4 protein-coding genes are annotated in these 21,030 nt (G+C 46.4%); all 4 read left to right on the top strand.

What is annotated here, in order from left to right:
- A partial coding sequence (locus tag ACL9RM_RS23420; RefSeq protein WP_414126577.1) for an ACP S-malonyltransferase occupies positions 1-720 on the top strand: 720 nt, incomplete at its 5' end.
- Positions 695-6,784, top strand: coding sequence for an aminotransferase class III-fold pyridoxal phosphate-dependent enzyme (locus ACL9RM_RS23415; RefSeq protein WP_250268323.1), 6,090 nt, complete (start codon positions 695-697; stop codon positions 6,782-6,784). The genes ACL9RM_RS23420 and ACL9RM_RS23415, both read left to right, overlap by 26 nt.
- Positions 6,785-7,488: 704 nt before the next feature.
- The gene (locus ACL9RM_RS23410; RefSeq protein ID WP_414126578.1) at positions 7,489-16,362 is read left to right on the top strand and encodes an amino acid adenylation domain-containing protein; all 8,874 of its coding nucleotides are present in this window, start codon (positions 7,489-7,491) and stop codon (positions 16,360-16,362) included.
- 23 nt (positions 16,363-16,385) lie between these two features.
- Complete coding sequence (locus tag ACL9RM_RS23405; protein ID WP_250268326.1) at positions 16,386-21,011, top strand: non-ribosomal peptide synthetase; 4,626 nt, start codon at positions 16,386-16,388, stop codon at positions 21,009-21,011.
- Positions 21,012-21,030 lie beyond the last annotated feature (19 nt).

The following is a 21,030-nucleotide window of genomic DNA, read 5'->3' as shown; positions in this document are numbered from 1 at the left end:
TACGTCGTTTCTGGTCATCATGCCTCTGTTGCTGCCGTGGCGGGACAATTAGAGCAACGCGGGTTCCAAATTACCCGTTTGCAGGTAAGCGGCCCTTTTCACAGCCCGCTTATGCAGCATGCTGCTGACCGATTAGCATTGGAACTGCAAAAATATACGTTTCATGAACCACTGTGGCCTGTCATTTCTAATGTTACAGCACTACCATATACGGATGCCAACAGCATTCGTCAAGGTTTGCATTTGCAAATGATCCGTCCAGTGCGGTGGATACAAACGATGCAGTATATGGAGAAACATGGGGTGAAGCAGGGGATTGAATTAGGACCGCGAACGGTGCTGAAAAACTTGGCAAAGGAAACAAACATCGCTTTTGAGGTGCTTTCCTTGGACAGAGACTTGGATCGGATTGAACTGGAACGTCGTTTTTCGATCCGTGATTGGTTGGTCAAACCGCTGGCGGTGGCGGTGTCTACACCCAATGCCAATTGGAATGAGGATGAGTATCATAAGGGGGTTATTTTACCTATTCGCAGGTTGGAAGAGTTACTCAAAAGCATAGAATCGGGCAACTCTTCTTCTGCTTATGAACTAAGACGCGAAGCGCTGGAGTGTATTCGCCTGATATTGCAAACCAAACAAGTATCTGCAGGAGAGCAGGAGGAAGTTTTAGACCTTTTGAGGAGGGATCAGGATGGAACAGTTTCAAACTTTAATTGAAATCATTCAGGACCGAGCCAGTAGAGCTGAAAATGGGATTATTTTCATTTCGGGTGATACACAGGAGGAGTATGTAAGCTACAGTCAACTTCTGGAGCAAGCACTGCAGGTGCTTCATCAATTGCAGGAAAAAGGAGTACAGCCTGGTAATAAGCTAATTATGCAAATTGAAGACAATCATACCTTTGTGAATGTGTTTTGGGGCTGTCTGCTCGGAGGAATCGTCCCCGTACCTGTAAGTATCGGGAATAATGATGAACATAAAATGAAGCTGTTTAAAATCTGGAGTACCCTTACTTGCCCTTACATGATTGCGGATCATAAAGTACTAGAGCAGCTAGAAAAGTATTCTCACCAGCATGAGATGCTGGATTTCTTTGATTCTGTAAAAAAAGCGACCTTTTCTAGTCATGATTTTGATTATTCCGATCAGAACAAAGGGACCATACATGAATCCAGACCGGAGGATTTGGCGTTTATTCAATTTTCCTCTGGTTCGACAGGTGATCCTAAGGGAGTCATGCTGACGCATGAGAATCTCGTATACAATATTCGGGATATCGCCAGTCAAACGGGAATGACTTCAAGTGATGCGTATCTAGGCTGGATGCCACTCACACATGATTTGGGGTTGATCGCTTTTCATTTAACTTGTGTCATCGCCCATGCCAAGCAACTCATTATGCCAACAGCTCTTTTTATAAGACGTCCTTCATTATGGCTAAAAAAGGTGTCGGAGCATAAGGTGACTCAAATCTGTTCTCCTAACTTCGGCTATAAATTTTTCCTTGATCAATATAAATCCAAAACAGCGGATAACTGGGATTTGTCAAGTGTTCGTATGATTTTAAATGGGGCTGAGCCCATATCGGTGGAGCTTTGCCATGTATTTATGGAAGCCATGAGTGTACATGGATTAAATAAAAATATCATGTATCCTGTATACGGCTTGGCAGAGGCCAGCGTAGGTGTCTCCACTCCACCTTTGGATAAAGATAATTTTGTTACCATTCATTTAAATCGGCAGCAGCTGCATGTAGGTGAACCTATAGAAGAAGTAGATTCATCCGATAAGCGTTGTCTTACGTTTGCGGATTTGGGCTACCCCATGGCCAGCACCTCCGTTCGTATTTGTGATGAGCAAAATCAGGTGCTAAAGGACAATGTAATCGGATACACCCAAATTCGCGGCAAAAATGTGACTGCCGGGTACTATAACAATCCTGAGGCTACCGCAAAGGTCAAGACAAAGGATGACTGGCTCATTACCGGAGATTTGGGTTTTATGAGAAACGGACGACTGGTGATTACAGGCAGAGCCAAGGACATTATTTTCGTGAACGGTCAGAACATTTATCCGCATGATATCGAAAGGATTGCAGAGGAACTGGACGGGGTGGATCTGGGGAAAGTAGCTGTCTGCGGTGTACATGATGAACAAACTCGGCAGGATCGTATTGTTGTTTTTGTGATGCACACGAAAAAAATAGAGTTATTTTTGCCACTAGTCCAAAGGCTGAAAAGCCATTTGAATTATCGGGGAGGATGGCATATTCAAGATGTAGTTCCAATCCGCCGTATTCCCAAAACTACTAGTGGAAAGGTTCAGCGCTACAAGCTAGCTCAGAGCTACGAGCAGGGAGAATTTGATGCAGTATTGGCATCCCTGGCGGAGGCCACTCAAATTACACAGGTAGCGAACCATGCCCCTATTCATCAAGGTGAGATCGAGCAAAAACTGATTGGGATTTGCCAAGCTATTTTAAATGTACAGTCAATTGGAACGGAAGACAGCTACTTTGATATCGGCGTAACTTCCTTACAACTCGTTCAGATCGCGGACCAATTAGAGGAACAACTCGGGATTCATATTGAGGTAACGGACTTCTTCTCTTACCCGACTATCGCCAAGCTAGCTGGATATATATCCAGTCAGGATTTAGGTCATAAGGTGATTACAGCACCGCAACCAGAATCCAAAGAGGAGGTAGAGGACCTGGATATTGCTATCATTGGCATGTCCGGCAAGTTTCCTCATGCGGATACACTGGAGCAGTTTTGGGCGAATGTAGCTTCCGGTACAGACCATATCAGTCCATATAGCGACGAAAGAAAAAAGGATGCCGAAGCTTTTATTTCCCGTCTGAATATGGAAGGGAGAAACATGCAAATCGCCGAAGGTGGCTATCTGGATGAAGTGGACAAATTTGACTACACCTTCTTCAAGCTAACTCCACGGGAAGCTTCTCTGATGGACCCGAATCAACGTTTATTTCTGCAAACTGCTTGGAGCACGATTGAGGATGCAGGCTATGGAGGAAAACAGCTGTCGGGGAAAAAGGTAGGAGTGTATGTTGGATTCTCCAAAACCAGCTTTGAATACGAGCGTTTGTTGTCCGAGGTGGAACCAGGCGCGCTGCCGAACTTTGCCATTGGTAATTTATCGTCCATTATTTCCAGCCGGATTGCGTATTTGCTTGATTTAAAAGGCCCGGCACTGACCATTGATACGGCATGCTCCTCGTCACTCGTGGCGGTACATCTGGCGTGTAAGTCGATTTTGAATGGAGACTGCGAGATGGCTTTGGCCGGTGGAGTGAAGACCATTTTGCTGCCGTTGAAAGCTGGCATTGGCATGGAATCCTCCGATGACCGGGCACGAGCATTCGACGATCAGTCGGACGGCACAGGCTGGGGCGAAGGCGTTGGAGCCGTTCTCTTAAAGCCGCTTCGTCAAGCGGAAAAAGACGGAGATCACATTCTGGGTGTGATCAAAGGAAGCGCGATTAATCAGGACGGCAGTACGATTGGAATTTCCGCGCCCAATGCGCTGGCTCAATCAGAAGTCATTTCGCAGGCATGGCGTGATGCACGGATCGATCCCGAGACGGTAAGCTATATTGAAGCCCATGGTACTGGCACCAAGCTGGGTGACCCCGTTGAAATTAAGGGCATTACCCAAGCATTCCGCAAATTTACACAGCGCAAGCAGTTTGTGGCGATAAGCACGGTCAAAACGAATATTGGGCATTTATACGAAGCTGCTGGGATTGCGGGATTGATCAAATGCGTGCTGTCAATGAAACATCAGCAGATTGCACCGCTCGTTCATTTTCGCACACCCAACCGGAACATCCATTTTGAAGAATCTCCGGTGTATGCCAACACTAGACTGAGGGAATGGAAGACAGACGGATTCCCGAGAAGATGCGGGGTGAGTTCCTTTGGCTTCAGCGGGACAAACTGTCACGTGGTGCTGGAAGAATATATAGCGAAAAAGGGTGCGGGCCAAGAAACCACCGACCGAAAAAATGAATCATCGCCATTGCTGCTGACACTATCGGCGCGAACTAAAGGAGCTTTAAGCGAGTTGATTGCACGGTACGTGGATCGCTTTGAACGTGAGGAAGAATTGCCGATGGAGGATGTCTGCTATACGGCTAACACAGGCAGAAGTCACTTAACATATCGAGTGGCTGTGATAGCCGAAGGAGCGGAGGCCCTGAAAGCGAAATTACATCAGCTTCATGAGCAGGGCAAGGCCATTGAAGGTGTATACATTGGGAAAGTAGATAGTAATGTTGGTACAGAAACAGCCGTCGGAAGCTCAGACACTTTGCAAGCACTGGAGCAAGTAGCAGTGAAGTACGTACAGGGGGCACAGATAGACTGGGACACGCTATACGCAGGTCACCCGTACAAAAGGATTTCGCTGCCTACGTATCCGTTTGAAAGGAAAAGGTGCTGGATTCATGTTCCAGAACAGGTTCGATCGGAGCAGACTGCACCCGTTTATAAAAATACAATAGTAAGGGAGTCTGAAATTATGGAGAATGAGTATTCGACGTCAGCGTCGTTTACGGAAAAGCATAAATATTCCATTCAACAAAAGCTAGCGAAAATGATCGGTAATGTGTCACAACTTAGTCTTGAGGAACTGGAACCGCGAACACATTTTCTAGAACTAGGGCTGGACTCCATTAATTTGTCCCAGGTCCGCCACAGCATCAAGGATACATTCGACCTGGATGTCCCAATGAATGAATTTTTTGAATCGCTGACCACGCTCGAATTGTTGACTAGCTACGTTGCAGATCAGGTGAGTTCCGTTTCTGACGAGGCAGCAGTTGGTGCTCTGGAAAGCCAACCGAAAATACCCCTTAATCGGGTAGATGCTACTACAGTATCAACCTGGACAGGGCAGGATTCCAGCGCAATTGGTACATCGACTCATGGAATAGTTACGTCCGGGCAAGAGCCATTTCAAAGCACAACAGTTATAGCGACTTCTGCTGGTATCGAGCAGATTTTGCAGCAGCAGCTGCACGTGATGTCACAGCAGCTTGATGTGCTCCGAACTCAACCGACTCCTCCGACATCCGTTTCTCAATCATTTCAACCGGAAAGGGGTTTGTCGTCAGCAAATAGAGGAAGCGCAGAGATCATTGAAACCAAACAGGAAGTCGCAACTGCATTAGCTACTGTTTCACCGGTACTAGCTGTTCCGAAGAAGGCAGGCCATGAAGCAAAACCGTTTACGCCTTATAAAAAGCTGGAGGTCAAAGCCCATGAATTGCTTTCACAACGACAAGAACAACATCTGCAAGAGCTGATTGAGCGCTATACTGCTCGGACGCGAAGCACCAAGCAGTACACTCAGCAGTATCGGTCTGTCTACGCGAATAACCGTAATGTAGCTGGCTTCCGGCATATTTTAAAGGAAATGGTCTATCAAATTGTATCTCAACGTGCAGACGGGTCCAAAATTTGGGATTTGGATGGGAATGAATATGTAGATTTGACCATGGGCTTTGGTGTTAATCTGTTTGGACACAATCCAGCCTTTATCCGTGAAAAAATTGACGCAGAGCTAAAGAACGGCATGTGTGTCGGACCTATGTCCAACATGGCAGGACAAGTCGCCGAGAAGATTTGCAAGCTGACCGGTGTAGAACGGATCGCTTTGTACAATTCCGGCACTGAGGCGGTTATGGTTGCTCTTCGTTTGGCGCGTGCTGCCACCGGGCGAGCCAAAGTAGCCATTTTTGCCGGCTCCTATCACGGTACATTCGATGGGGTGCTAGCGTTGGGTAGCGCTGGCAACAATAAGGAGCATTCCACACCTCTTGCGCCTGGCATTTTGCAGCACATGGTGGACGATATCGTTGTACTTAACTATGGAACGGATGAATCGCTGGATTATATACGCACACATGGGCAGGAGCTGGCTGCTGTGCTTGTGGAGCCGGTGCAAAGTCGTCGTCCTGATTTTCAGCCGAAGGCCTTTTTACAAGAGGTTCGTCAGATCACGGAACAATCCGGTACAGCTTTTATTTTTGATGAAGTGATTACAGGCTTCCGAATTCAACCGGGAGGCGCTCAAGCGTGGTTTGGTGTACAAGCTGACCTTGTGACCTATGGTAAAGTTATTGGCGGAGGGATGCCAATCGGTATCGTAGCAGGGAAAGCCGCCTTTATGGATGGGATTGACGGTGGCACCTGGAGCTTCGGAGATAATTCCTATCCTCAGAATGAGCACCGGCGAACCTTTGTAGCCGGTACGTTCTGTCATCACCCGCTGGCGATGGCGGCATCCCTAGCAGTGTTGGATTATTTGGAAAGCCACGGCGAACAGCTGCAAAATCAGTTGAACAGCCGTACTTCGGCGTTGGCAGCAGAGTTAAATAGTTACTTTACCCATGAGCAGATACCCATGAAGATTGTTCACTTTGGTTCACTATTTCGCTTCGTACTCAAGGGTGATCTGGAGCTTTTATTCTATCACATGCTGGAAAAGGGTATTTACATCTGGGAAGGGCGGAACTGCTTCTTGTCGACCGCTCATACGGAGGAAGATATTGCGCGGATCATACAAGCTGTCAAGGACAGTGTAGATGAGCTGCGTAAAGGGGGCTTCTTGCCTGATCTGACCCCGATCGGGAAAGGCCCAGGTCCAGGTAAGCGAAGTGTGTCTATAGCTGACCTTTCAGAAGTATCGACAGTGGATGTGGATGAAACGGTCATTCCACTAACCCCGGATCAAAGGCAGTTCTGGTTCGCTTAATGTCAAGAAACGAAGTGACTTCTTAACATGCGAACTTATATTAATGTGAGACGTTAAGTGAATTGGCCAATCCCGTATTATTTTGCCGAAAAATTAAGTAAAGTGCACCTCGGCGTCTTTACGCTCCAAATTTGATAAAATGTCAGGTTCTATTCTTAGGACTTGGCATTTTTAGTAGTGCGGGTACCAATTATAAAAAAAGCCAGTGGAAGAAAATCGCAATTGGGCTGTGAGGCTGCGCTGAATCGACAGGAGTCAACAAAGGTCATATTTTGCAAGTGGTTGTAATCGCTCGTAAAGGGCAGAGCAACCATATTAAAGCCTTTGAGTCTTTAATTTGAGCTTTGAGTGTCGTGAATTTTAAAGTTTATGAGGACGCATGTCAGCGGGTAAAAGAAAAGATTTGAGTTTTTAAGAATCAATACTGGAAAAAAACTATATCCTGCATAATAAGTTGAATAAAAGAATTTAGCCATTAATGGTTTAATAAAACAAATTAGATCCTCGCTTTACCAGATGGATAATTATATTTTATTAGTATAAGGATGGTTCCTTATACAGTGGACCGTTCATATTTACCTTCCTATGAGAACTTTATCTTGTACCCCTAGCTAGGTTTATCGTGCTTTTTAGGCTAGCGTCACAGTTGGAAAGGATAAAATTAATTCCTTGAATACCCCATAGTAAAGGAGTCTGAAAAGATGGTGAATGAGTATTTTTCGACGGAATCTGCTTCCAATCCGCAAAAATCTACGATTACTAATAAACTGTCAAAAATAATCGAAAGTGTATCCCAACTCAGTCCAGACGAATTAGAGCCGCAAAAACATTTTTTAGAACTGGGTTTAGACTCTATTCTTCTATCTCAGGTTAGACACAGCATTAAAAGTACGTTTGGCTTGGATATCCCGATGAACGAGTTTTTTGAATCACTGACTACGCTGGAGTTGCTGACAAACTATATTGCTGATAGGGTAGCCTCGACCTCTGAAGAATTGTTCCAGAATTCGGAGGAGCATCAGCTGGCTGCGTCGTCTAGTATCACTTCTTCGGTACCTTCCGTTTTGTCGGGCTGGAGTCAAAAATCTACTATCCATATAGAAGGCCCCGCACCACAAGAAAGCAAGCTATCAAATAAGGATGTATTTGCGGGGAGAGAACGAATTTTAGAAATGCAACTTCAACTCATGTCGCAGCAGATGGAAATACTGTGTCAATCTCGGCTTGCACCAGTGGCAATGCCTGAATCGCATTCACTACAAACTGCTGTCGAGCCTCAGACATCCGCGATGAAGGAGGTAGCTGCCACAGTTACTTCTGTTTCCCCCGTACAGGCTTCTGTGTCAGCTGTTTTGCCAGACAGAAAAAAACCGAAAGCATTTGTTCCTTATCAAAAAATAGATGTACAGGCCCATAATTCACTTTCACTTAGGCAGGAAAAGCATCTGCAAAAGCTGATTGAACATTACACGATGCGCACACGAAAGACCAAAGAATATACTCAGCAATACAGGTCTGTATACGCCAATAACCGGAATGTGGCCGGATTTAGGCTTGCTCTCAAGGAAATGGTGTATCAGATTATATCCCAACGTGCAGAGGGTTCTAAAATTTGGGATTTGGATGGTAATGAATATATTGATTTGACGATGGGGTTTGGGGTCAATTTGTTTGGTCACAACCCATCCTTTATTCGTGAATCGATAGAGAAGGAAATACATAACGGGATGTGCCTTGGACCGATGTCTAATATGGCCGGGCAGATTGCCGAAAAAATTTGCAAAATGACAGGCATGGAACGAATTGCGCTATATAACTCGGGGACAGAGGCGATTATGGTCGCTCTTCGGTTAGCACGGGCTGCCACCGGGCGGGATAAAGTGGTAATTTTTTCTGGTTCCTATCACGGTAACTTTGATGGAATATTGGCATTGGGGGGAGCAACGGATGACAGGGAACAACATTCCACTCCTCTGGCACCTGGTGTACTACAGCACATGGTGGACGATGTCGTTGTGCTCAGCTATGGAACGGACGAGTCACTCCAATATATCCGCTCCCATGCCCATGCACTGGCTGCTGTTCTCATAGAGCCAGTGCAGAGTCGCCGCCCTGATTTCCAGCCCGCAGCTTTTCTGAAGGAAGTACGCCAGATTACGGAGCAATCCGGGACCGCGTTCATTTTTGATGAGGTAATTACGGGCTTCCGTATTCAGCCGGGGGGTGCGCAGGCGTGGTACGGCATTGAAGCCGACCTTGTAACTTACGGTAAAATCATTGGCGGCGGTCTTCCGATCGGTATCGTGGCAGGGAAAGCATCGTTCATGGATGGAATTGATGGAGGAATGTGGAGCTTCGGAGATGACTCTTATCCACCGCATGAGCAACAGCGAACGTTTGTAGCGGGAACATTTTGCCATCACCCCCTGGCTATGGCAGCTTCGCTGGCCGTACTAGAGCGGTTGGAGAAGGACAGGGGGCAACTGCATAACGAGCTGAATAGTCGTACGAAGGCGCTCGCAGCAGAACTGAACCACTATTTTACGGAGGAACAGATACCTATAAAGGTCGTTTACTTCGGTTCCTTGTTCCGCTTCGTCCTTAAAGGTGACTTGGAACTATTCTTCTATCACATGCTGGATAAAGGAATTTATATATGGGAAGGCCGTAACTGTTTTTTGTCAACGGCTCATACTTCGGAAGATATGGAGCGAATTGTACAGGCAATTAAAGAGAGCGTTAATGAGCTGCGTAAAGGAGGATTTCTGCCGGATCTGCACCCTCATGAAAGCGATCTAAACAAGGATTTTTTTCCTGAAACTGCAACTGCAGACCTTAAGGAATCGACGATTAAGCTGACTCCGGATCAGAAGCAGTTATGGTTCGCCTCAGTCTCGGATTCAAAGGGGTCGGAGTCGCTTCATGAGACTGTTTTACTGCGTTTCCGGGGCCCGCTACATGTTAAGGAATTTAATGAGGCTGTCCATCACATCGTTGAGCGCCACGAAGCCTTACGCACCTTTATGGGGGAGGACGGAGAAACGCAGATCATCGCCCCGGCAATGACCGTTAGCATCCCGCTGCATGATATCAGCAGTCTTTCTGGAGAGGAGCAGAAACACGATATCCGTGCTTGGATGGAGAAGGACAGGGAGACCGTATTCCCAATAAGTGCGGGGGAACCTTTATTCCGTATCCAGCTTTTAAAAACGTCGAATGAGAAGCACATCGCTGCATTTACATTTCATCATCTGATTGCAGATGGCTGGTCCATCGGTGTGTTTTTCCATGAACTGGAACAACTTTATTCCGCTTGTGTACGGGGCGAACGCTGCACGCTTCCCGATCCTGTTCCGTTCCGAGTTTTCGCAGCATGGCAGCAAAACCAGTTAGAGGCAGGTGGAGCAGCTGCCCTTGCTTTTTGGTCGGATGTACTTGCGAAGCCATTGCCAGTTCTTGACTTGCCGTCTCTCCAACGCAACATCAGCTCTCCTTCTTCGCGCGGAGCACGGCACACCATTGTGGTGGATGCGCCTCTGGTGAAGCAACTGAAATCAGTCAGTATTCGGCTTGGCAACAGCTTGTTTGTGACTTTATTGTCTGCTTTTCAGCTTTTCTTGCACAGACTGACAGGCCAAAATCAAATAATAGTAGGTATTCCAACCGCAGGGCAATCTCATATGGGTGTGTCCCCGCTAATTGGCCACTGCGTTAACTTGCTTCCAGTGATTTGTGAGGTAGACTCTGGAGCAACGTTCACGGAATTCACGCAGACGGTCAAGCGAGTAATGCATACGCTGGATGCTTATCAGAAATACAGCTTTGCCGGACTTGCCCAGTTAGGATTAAGCCATTTGCCCATTCTTAAGGTGTTGTTCAATATGGATAGGCCCATTCCGGAGTTTCACTATTACGGACTGGAAACAGAATTGTTGGAGCATGAAATATTGTCCTGTCAGTATGAGTTGTTTCTGAATGTTACGGAGTCTGGTCAGCAGTTGCGGCTTGATTTTGACTATGCTGCGAGTCTTTTTCAACAAGACACTATAGAGGTATGGGCGCAATACTTTTTACATCTGCTGAGCTCGATTGTGCAGGAAGACGGAATGCGTGTATCTGCGCTGTCTTTGCTTAGAAGTACGCAAAGGGAGCGGCTTCTGGAAGTGTGGGCGACATACGCGGATTCTAAAGGGAATTATCCTTGTAACTTGGACAAATATAAACATCCGTCTCCTACGGGTACCATCGGACAAGTATATTTGGCCACATCCGCTGGTTTACTGGGAACGACGCTGGAATGGGCTTATGTCGAGGTTGGAGGGAGAATTCGACATATTGGTGCAGTTAACCGAGATGTTCTTATTCGCGGGCATCAAGTGAATCTTGAGCAGATAGAGAAACATATTTTGCGAGCACTGGATTTGGATGCCTGTGTTTTGACGGCACGGAAAGACGGCGAGAGCAGTAACTCATCGTATCTAGTGGCTTATATAGTGGACAATAATTCTAATTCGTGGGATATAGCGAAGCTGAAAGAGAGTGTAAGCTCAATACTTCCTGATTATGGGCAACCTCGCTTTTGGGTTTTGATGGATAGCATCCCTCTTTTGGCTGATGGGAAGCCGGATTTTCAATCATTACCGAAACCAGAAGATATCAGGATAGAGGACTCGCAGAAGCAGGTTTCTGACGGTAATATGATTGAGGACAAACTGATATCCATATGTAAGGAAGTTTTGAATGTATCTAATATCGGATACAACGATAATTTTTTTCAAATGGGTGGAGACTCCTTAAAAGCGACTGTTATTCTAAGCAGAATTAACAAGGAATTCGAAGTATATATTCCGCTGGTACAAATTTTACATTTGCAAACGATTGCACAACTGGCGGCACATGTAAGAGGAGGACAAAAGCGAAAGTTTGAGCCGCTTGTTCCGGCAGATTTACAGCCCTTTTATCCGGTATCTCCCGCTCAAAAAAGAATGTATGTGCTGGATCAACTGGGTGGAGGTGCAGCGTATCATGTATCGGGTCAACTGCATATAGAGGGAGAGTTACACGTTTCCAGGTTCATTGATGCAGTGAAGGAGGTTTTTTCACGGCATGAATCCTTTCGGACGTATTTTGAGTTAGTAGACGGGGAAACCGTGCAGAAGGTACAGGATATGCTTTCACTGGACATTCCTGTTACTCCAATTTCCGAAGAGGATGCTAATCACGCCCATGAACTGTTTATTCAGCCTTTTGACCTGAGTAAGGCTCCTTTAATTCGTGCTGAGCTGTTCGCAATCCATCGTGATCAGTTTATGTTGCTGATCGATATGCACCATATCATTTCAGACGGCTTCTCGATGGCAGTATTAATGGATGAGATCAGCACGCGGTATCAGGGTATGCCACTTGCCCCCATTAACGTGCACTACAAAGACTATGTCGTTTGGCAAAAACAACATTATGCCGGAGACAGCCAAGTAAAGGATGAAGCATTTTGGTTAGACACGTTGGACGGCGAGCTCCCTGTATTGGACCTGCCAACTGACTTTGCTCGTCCGCCAAGTCAGAGCTTCGCAGGGGACATCCTTACCGTCATTGTGCAATCCAAGCTGACGGATAGACTTAATCAATTGTCAAGAGACACGGGAGCAACGCTCTTTATGGTGCTTTTGGCAGCTTATAATGTGCTGTTAAGCAAATACTCCGGGCAAGAGGACATCCTCGTAGGTACGCCGGCAGCGGGTAGAGGGCATGCGGATACGGAAGCGATGATCGGCATGTTTGTGAATACTTTAGTTCTCCGTAATCGACCGCTAGCGTCCCAGCCATTCAGTGCTTTCCTGGAGGACGTCAAACATAACACTCTGCTTGCGTTGGAGCACCAGGAATATCCATTTGAACAACTGGTCGACCAACTGGATCGAGTACGCGATGTAAGCCGCAATCCCATCTTTGATACGATGTTCAGTCTGCAAAATAAGGGAACAGAGGTCATTGAATTCGAGGGACTTCGTTTGCAACCGAATGAGTTTAATGCAGGTGTATCGAAGTTCGATCTTTCATTACATGTAACGGAAACTCAAGACCATTTAACTTTCACCTGGGAGTATTCGACCAGCCTGTTTAAGTTGGAGACGATTGAGCGATTTGCCCTCCATTATATAAAAGTGTTGGAAATTGCAACTCAAGATGTCGGAATTCGCTTGGCTGACATGGATATGCTGACAGAAGAAGATAAGCACTTATTACTATATGAGTTCAACAACACCTCTGCCTATTTTCCGCGGGATGCAACGATTCATGGAAGGTTTGAGCAGCAGGTTAGCAGGACTCCAGATGACATGGCAATCATATTTGGAGATAAGTGTATGACTTACCAAGAGTTGAATGAGCTGGCGAATCGTTTAGCGCGAACGCTGCGGGCGGAAGGAGTGGGACCGGATCAGCCGGTGGGGATTATCGCTCAGCGTTCACCTGAGATGATGATTGGCATCTATGCAATTCTAAAAGCGGGTGGAGCTTATGTACCAATTGACCCGGGATACCCACAAGAAAGAATTCAATATATGCTTGAAGATTCAAGAACACAACTGGTGCTGACACAACCACAGTTTGCAGAACAGCTGAAGCAATATGCGGACTGCAAGGTAATGGTGCTGGATTATACTTCCACGATCATGGCTTTGCAAGCGTCCAGGTCGACGGAGCCTATGACAGACTGCATGAGTAGCTGGCATGAAGATGCCTCCAACCTTGCGCCTCTAGCAGAACCCAACCATGCGGCCTATATCATCTATACTTCCGGTTCCACAGGGAAACCGAAAGGGGTTATTGTTGAGCACCGCTCCGTCGTGAATCGGCTCTGCTGGATGCACAATAGATACGGGCTGAACGTAGAAGATACGATTTTGCAAAAAACTGCCTTTACTTTTGACGTATCCGTATGGGAGTTGTTCTGGTGGTCGATGGTGGGCTCTAAAGTAAGCTTGTTGCCAATCGGCGGAGAAAAGTCTCCCGAACAGATCCTGAACACGATTAATGAAGACAAGGTAAGCACCCTTCATTTTGTACCCGCGATGCTGCATATTTTTCTGGAATATCTGGAGCAGCAACCAAGGGAAGTCGTGCAAGCCAAATTGAAAACGCTAAAGCATGTATTTGCCAGCGGCGAAGCATTGCCTCCTCAGCAGGTGGCGCGTTTCTATCGAATTATGTCAGGGATTGGAAGCGCAAAACTAATTAACTTGTATGGTCCAACAGAAGCTACTGTAGACGTTTCATTCTTTGAATGCGAGCCTGTGGAAGAACACTCGGTGATCCCGATCGGTAAACCGATTGATAATATTCATTTGTACGTTGTACAGGAAGGCACGGAGCGATTGCAACCGATTGGAGCGGTGGGAGAACTTTGTATCAGTGGTATAGGAGTAGCCCGGGGCTATCTTAATCGACCGGAATTGACAAAGGAGAAGTTCGCTACCAATCCATTTAACAGCGGAGCGGAGGGTTATGAGCGGATGTACCGCACAGGAGATTTGGCGCGTTGGATGCCTGACGGCAACATTGAATATCTGGGGCGGATCGATCAACAGGTTAAAGTAAGAGGATACCGCATTGAACTGGGTGAGATTGAAGCGCAGTTGCTGTCCGTAGACGGAATCCAGTCAGCAGTGGTCGTAGCGCGGGAAAACAAAGACGGCTACAAGGATTTGTGTGCATACTTTGTGGCTTCTGAGCCATTAAGTCCGCTAGACGTGCAAAATGCGCTCAAGCAGAAGCTGCCGTTTTATATGATTCCAGCATATGTGGTGCCTCTGCAGCAGCTTCCTCTTACGGCCAATGGAAAAACTGACCGAAAAGCTTTACCTGAGCCGGACCGAGATGACTCTTTACAAACGGAATATGTTTCCCCGAGAAATGATGTGGAAAAGGCGCTGGTCATGGTATGGCAAGACGTTTTGGGATGTGATCATATAGGCGTTCGAGATCATTTTTTTCTGCTTGGCGGCGATTCTATTAAGGCCGTTCAGGTAGCCTCACGTCTCCGTCAGCATGGCTATTCCCTTGACATTTCTCTTTTAATGGAGCACCCGTTCATTGAGGACCTTAGCAAGCTTGTGACAACTTTGTTCCGCTACACAGACCAGAATTCGATACATGGAGAGATTCCAATAACATCGATTCAGCGGCAGTTGAATGAACTGGGGACATTGTACACCTTGCGGACGACAACATCCATGCTATTTGCAGGTAACCCGGACTTCGATGAGGATCTGTTACGGTTTGTGCTGCAAACATTAACTACTTATCACGAGGGACTGCGGCTTGGTCTGGCGTCGATCGACGAACCGTCTACCCTTGTATACCGAGATGAAAATGAAGAATTGTTCACACTTGATGTGTTCTCACTCTCAGATGATGCCTATGAAGCTAGCAAGCAATTACAGACCGAATGCTTCCGAATTCAAAACAGTTATGGAATGTTTGAGGGACCCAGAATACGCGCAGGCTTATTCAGGATGTCGGGCTCCGACCAGTTCTTCCTTTCTGTAGATCCGCTAGTGGCTGATCCCACATCTTGGCGTATCCTGCTTGAGGATTTCACAACTGCCTATGAACAAGCTCTTACCGGGGAACCGATAGTGCTTCCTGACAAAACAGATTCTTACCGCTCCTGGATGCGGTGGCTAGAAGACTATGCAGACAGCAAAAAGCTGGCCAAAGAGAAACTCTACTGGCTGGATAAGGTTCATTTCAATGGCGAATTTATACCGAAGGACCATAAGATACCTGCACATTCAGAAACACTTCGTCCAGTAGAACATTGCATCATACAGCTTTCGGACGAGAAAACAAGCCAGCTGTTAACACGGGCTAACCAAACCTATAATACGGTGAGCGCTGAGTTACTGCTTGCTGCATTGGGACTGACTATAGTGGAATGGTCTGGACAGTCTAAGATCGCCATTGGGTTTGAACATTATGATCGGGAGCAACAAACTGTGACTTTGGACAAACCGGACCTTTCAAGAACCGTAGGTCAATTCGGTTCCATATATCCGATTGTCCTGGATATGGAGCCTGGGAAAGACAGTTCTCTTTTGCTAAGAAACGTAAAGGAGACAGTCCGGCAAGTACCCAACCAGGGTTTAGGATATGGATTACTAAAATATGGTTCTGCAACCTCCGGTAAATCGGAACTTAATGCTAAGTATTACCCGGAAATTGGCTTCCGCTTGATTCATTCTGAATCGGTTAGTTCCTCTCACTTTCATACATCACCTATGGATGTTGAATTATGGTCCGACCAGAATTGTAGCGTTTCAGATTTAGCCTATCACCTCTATCTGGATGGGCGGCTGAAAGACGGTAAGCTTTCCATCTGCATGCTTTATAACCGTCAAGCGTATGAAGCAGATACTATCCGAATGCTTCTGTTGCGTTTTGAACATCATTTGTCGGGCATTATTCAGCATTGTCTGGACCAATCCGGACGGCAACTAACACCATCGGATGTGGGAGCACGTGGTTTGGATCTGGATGAGTTTGAAGACATGAAGCAGTTTTATGAGAATCTATAACGATTCGTACGAGGAGGATATCCATGATCAAAGGACTTGAAATTGAAAAAGTGGTCAACTTGACTCCCTTACAGGAAGGAATGCTCGTCCATGCACTGATGGAACCAGAATCACAGGCTTATTACGAGCAATTACGTATTTCTATTCGGGGAGATCTGGATTGGAATGCCCTGCAAAAAAGCTTTCAACTGTTGGTTCAGCGTCATGAAACGCTGCGCTCGAACATTTATCATAAATCCGCTTCTCGTTCGCGGCTGATTGTCTTTAAAAAGCGAAACACGGCGATTACTTACGAAAATATGACAGAGCTGACCGGAAAGGAGCAAGCCGACGCTATTCGTAGATTTATGGATGTGGACCGTAACACCCATTACGATTTGAGCAGGGATATGCTCATCCGGATGGCTGTACTTCAGACGGATAAAGATGCTTATACGTTGCTTTTAAGTTTTCACCATATTATTATGGACGGCTGGTGTCTTGGCATCATAATGGACGAGTTGTTAACGGCCTATGAGGCCTATCGTACAGGCCGTTCCGTTCAATTGCCTGAACCACGACCTTACACCGGGTATGCCGACTGGCTTGAAGAACAGGATCAGGAGGCGGCCAAGGACTACTGGCGTTCTGAATTACAAGGTTACGAACAAACGGCCGGACTTCCGATGCTAAAAACTCCAGCTACAACTCCTGAAAAAGGCGGCTATCTGCTGCAGGAATATAGAACGACGCTGACGGAAACAGAGACCAGCACTTTGCGTACGATTGCTGAATGCAATGGGGCCACGCTTAGCAGTCTTTTTCTGGCCGCCTGGGGAATTGTACTTGGTCGTTACAACGGAAGCAAGGACGTAGTTTTTGGCACGGTGGTATCTGGCCGCCCGTCGGAATTGGATGAAGTAGAGCGAATTGTGGGATTGTTCATTAATACCATTCCATTACGAATTAAATTAAATGAAGAAAAGAGTTTTGTTGAATTATTGCGCGATGTCCAGAGAGCCTCTGTCCAAGGAAGGATGAACGGATACTGTTCACTTGCTGAAATCCAGTCGCAATCTGCACTCAAGCAACGCTTGCTCGATCATATCGTTGTATTCGAGAACTATCCGCTGGAAAACATGGTCGGGAGACGGGACTGGCAAGACAAACTCGGATTCATTATTGAAGACGCCCGGTTATTCGAAGAAATACCGTATGACTTTAATATTGAAGTTGAAGACAAGAAGGCAATGAGTTTCATATTGTCCTATAACGGCAAGGTCTATAGCAGTGAAGCGATGAAGCATCTGGCCCATCATTTGAAGCATGTCTTCCTCCAAATTGCCAGCAATCCAGATGTTTGCCTCCGTGATGTTCGGCTGTTAACAACCGAAGAAGAGGCTACTTTGACGAAAATATGGAGCGGACCCGTTGTCCAGTTTCCTGCACTTACTTTTCACGGGATATTCGAAGCGCAGACGGAGCGTACACCAGAACGAGCGGCCGTCATATATGAAGATACAATGCTCACTTACAGACAACTTAATGATAGGGCAGACGCTCTTGCCCATCTTTTGCAGAAGCGTGGAATTACACGGGAGAGTCTGGTCGCTGTCATGGTTGACAGGTCTGTTGAGATGATAGTGGCGGTGCTGGGAATTATGAAAGCAGGAGCTGCCTACGTGCCAGTAGATCCCGTGTATCCAGAAGAACGTATTGAATATATGCTGCGTGACTGCGGAACGACGATTGTGCTTACGCAATCTCACCTGACGGGCTGGCTGAAAACAATGGATTTCATGGGCGAGGTAGTTGATCTCGCTACCTTGCCACTCCAGCCCGAGATGGATTCGAACAAGCAGTATATCTCCACATATGAGCCTGGCTCTTTGGCGTATGTCATTTATACATCGGGTACCACAGGTAAGCCCAAGGGCGTTATGGTTGAACATCAACAATATGTCAACACTGCACTCGGCTACAGACACAGCCAAGGATTCGAAGATTTCCCAGTTAAGCTACTGCAAATTGCCAGCATGTCGTTTGATGTGTTTGCATGCGATTTGGCCAAGGCATTTGTCAATGGAGGTACCTTAGTCATTTGTCCTGAAAACGTGAGAAATGATCCAGCTGCCCTGGCTACACTGTTGGAGCAGCAGAAGATTACTACGTTTGAGACGCCTCCTGTGCTTTTAGCTCTGCTATTGAATTACATCTATGAGCACGGTACAAATATCAGTTCACTAAAGCTGCTTACTACTGGAGCAGATAGCTTGGCTGTTGCAGATTACCGTAAGATGTTGACCCGTTTTGGCAGCAAGATGCGAATTATTAATACGTATGGAGTTACCGAAGCCGCAATCGAGTCTAGCTTTTATGAGAACGAGCTGGAAAAATTGCCGCTGTCCGGTATTGTGCCTATCGGCAGAGCTCTACCGAATCATAAGTTATACATTGTTGATGACAGGATGCGTCCGGTCCCTGTCGGTGTAACGGGCGAGCTGTGTATTGGTGGGGCTTCTGTAGCGCGGGGATATCTGAACAGACCGGAGCTTACAGCGGAGAAATTCGTGTCTGATCCGTTCTCGCCCGGTGGACGCTTGTATCGTACCGGGGATCTGGCGCGCTGGCAGCCAGATGGGAATATAGATTTTATCGGGCGAGCTGACTACCAATATAAAATTCGCGGATACCGGATTGAGCCTGGAGAAATTGAATCTATTTTGCTCGAAACGGAAGGAGTACGCCAGGCGGTTGTTGTTGATCGACTGGACACGGCGGGACAAAAGTACTTATGTGCCTATGTTGCAGGTGCAGCTGAGAAAGACATGCTGCGAGATAAACTGGCTCAGCAGTTACCAGTCTACATGGTTCCAGCTCAAATCATTGTATTGGAACAGTTGCCATTGACCCATAACGGGAAAATAGACCGATCCAATCTGCCCGAACCGGATGAAATAGCATCGGTGGATAGCATATATGAGGCACCACAGGATGAATTGGAAAAAACAATCGCTTTGATCTGGGAAGAAGTGATTGGCGTTAAACCAATTGGATTACACAACAACTTTTTCGAGCTTGGCGGGGACTCGATTAAAGCATTGCAAATTGCAATCCGCTTAAATGCCAAAGGCCTGAAAATGGAAGTAAAGGACTTATTCCGTTACCCTGAAATTCACTTGATAGCACCGTTTATAAAAAAAATCACCCGTATCATTCCCCAGGGGATTGTAGAAGGTGAGGTAGAATTGACACCTATTCAACTCGATTTTTTTCAGCATCATCGGAGAGATCGTCACCATTATAATCAGGCAGTCATGCTGCAAAATGATAGAGGATGGAATGAATTATGGCTGAAAAACGCTATGGACAAGCTGGTAGCTCATCACGATGCATTACGCATCATTTTTGTGGAAGAGGAAAAGGGAACCACCGCCTATAACAGGGGAGTGAACGAAGGTGAGTTCTTTACATTAACGAGCTATGATTTGACACAATCAAGCCAGCCTGAAGAAGAAATCCGACACATTGGCGATGAGCTGCAAAGCAGTTTGGATCTGCAACGAGGTCCTCTCATACGCTTGGCTTTATTCCATTTATCCGGTGAAGATCATCTGATGATCGTTATCCACCATCTTATTGTAGACGGTGTGTCTTGGAGAATTTTGCTGGAAGATTTGGGCACCGCCTATGATCAGGTAGCTCGGGGTGAGATGCCGAATCTGCCCGCCAAGACTGATGCTTACAAAGAGTGGGCTTCAGGACTGACCACTTACGCCGAAAGTGTACAGGTACGCCAAGAAATCAGCTACTGGAACAATGTAGATTCACGCAGGATACGTCGGTTGCCAAGAGATCGTGAAATCGCGGTTAGCCTGATGCAAGATCGACGCCAAGCGGAGGTGGTACTCAGCAGGGATGAGACGGAAAAACTATTGAAGCATGTACATCATGCCTATCATACGGAAATGAATGATCTGTTGCTTACAGCCTTGGGCCTGGCTTTTTATGAATGGAGCGGTTACAACGAAATCCCGATTTTGCTGGAGGGACACGGCAGAGAGGAGATCATTAAAGATTTGGACATCTCTCGTACAGTCGGCTGGTTTACCTCCCTGTATCCCTTTGTAATCGAGGTCAACAGACCCGAGAACTTGGCCTATCAGATCAAAATGGTTAAAGATAAGCTGCGGCGGGTGCCTAATAAGGGCGTCGGTTATGGTATTTTACGTTATTTGACCAAGGACCAGACTAAAGCCGCTTCTCTAGTCGCTGCACCATTCCCGGAAATCAGCTTCAATTATTTGGGACAATTCGACGAAGAAAACAAGACAGACATGCCTTGGCGTATTTCCCGATTAGCAGACTTAGCCAATGGTGAGAGAAGCCCTCGTGCGGAAAAGACGAATACATTTGACATTAACGGCATGGTCACGAACGGAATCCTTCGGTTTGAATTTGAATATAACGGGCTTGAATATGGTGTAGCGACGGTAGAGCGATTAACGATCGGATTTAAAAAACATCTATTGAATATTATCCATCATTGTTGCACTAAAGATCAGGCGGAGCGCAGCCCTACGGATTTTACATATAATCAATTGTCTATGGGGCAATTTGAACAAATATCAAGTCGATTATCGGATAAGCTGGGAAATCTGTTGAAATAAAGGATATCAGCAAGTTGAA

The sequence above is a fragment of the Paenibacillus sp. S29 genome (assembly GCF_049319765.1).
Taxonomy (GTDB): Bacteria; Bacillota; Bacilli; order Paenibacillales; family Paenibacillaceae; genus Paenibacillus; species Paenibacillus polymyxa_B.
Note: the sequence above shows the minus strand (reverse complement) of the source record. Positions and strands in the feature narration are given on the sequence as shown.